Source organism: Vibrio sp. 1069 (assembly GCF_033340555.1).
In genome coordinates this window covers 1-700 of record NZ_JAWOWP010000381.1, presented here as the reverse complement: position 1 = coordinate 700, position 700 = coordinate 1, and the positions used below count along the sequence as shown (strand labels likewise).

At 47.7% G+C, this 700-nt stretch carries 2 protein-coding genes; both read right to left on the bottom strand.

The window, feature by feature from the left end; all coding sequences use genetic code 11:
- On the bottom strand, window positions 1–232 hold a 232-nt coding region (locus tag R7040_RS26655), incomplete at its 3' end, for an ATP-binding cassette domain-containing protein (RefSeq protein WP_318097611.1).
- Window positions 219–700: iron chelate uptake ABC transporter family permease subunit (locus R7040_RS26650; protein WP_318097610.1), on the bottom strand; the 482-nt coding region annotated here is incomplete at its 5' end. The genes R7040_RS26655 and R7040_RS26650, both read right to left, overlap by 14 nt.

The window sequence follows — 700 nt, the reverse complement described above, 5'->3', positions numbered from 1 at the left end:
AACCGCGAACATAAGCTTGTTCCGACAAAGATAACGTGAGCAAGTTTTTGTCATCCACATGAACTTCACCGCTCGCTCCGTCCCTGCCAGTTAATGTGCCAGAAATCGCTGCGAGTAACGTACTCTTACCAGAGCCGTTTGGTCCGACAACGTGGACGACTTCGCCAGCTTTGCATTCAAATGAAAGTGGCAGTAAACGACTTCCAACCGCTATATGCTTAACGCGCATCATGACTCTTCACCAACATCCAAATGAAAATAGGCGCACCGATAGAAGTCGTCATCACACCTAAAGGCAGTTCTGCGGAATCCAACAATAAGCGCGCACCAATATCTGCAAAAACAAGCAAAGCTGCGCCAGATATTGCCGACATTGGCAACAAGTAACGGTTTTCTGTGCCAAACGCTAATCGCAGCAAATGCGGAACCACCAAACCAACAAAGCTAATGATGCCACCTAATGCGACGGAGCTACCAACCAACACTGAGATGGCTAAAATCAACTTCCAGCGCATCTGATGAACATCGACACCGAGTTGAGTGGCATGAATCTCTCCAAGCATTAACTTATCGAGCGGTTTACCTTGGCAACATAGCCAAACTAGAACAGGGAACATGACTAATGTTACCGTGTGCTGACACCAACTCGCGCCACCAATGCTCCCCATAAGCCAGTACATTAGCTGGCGTAGGCTTAAAT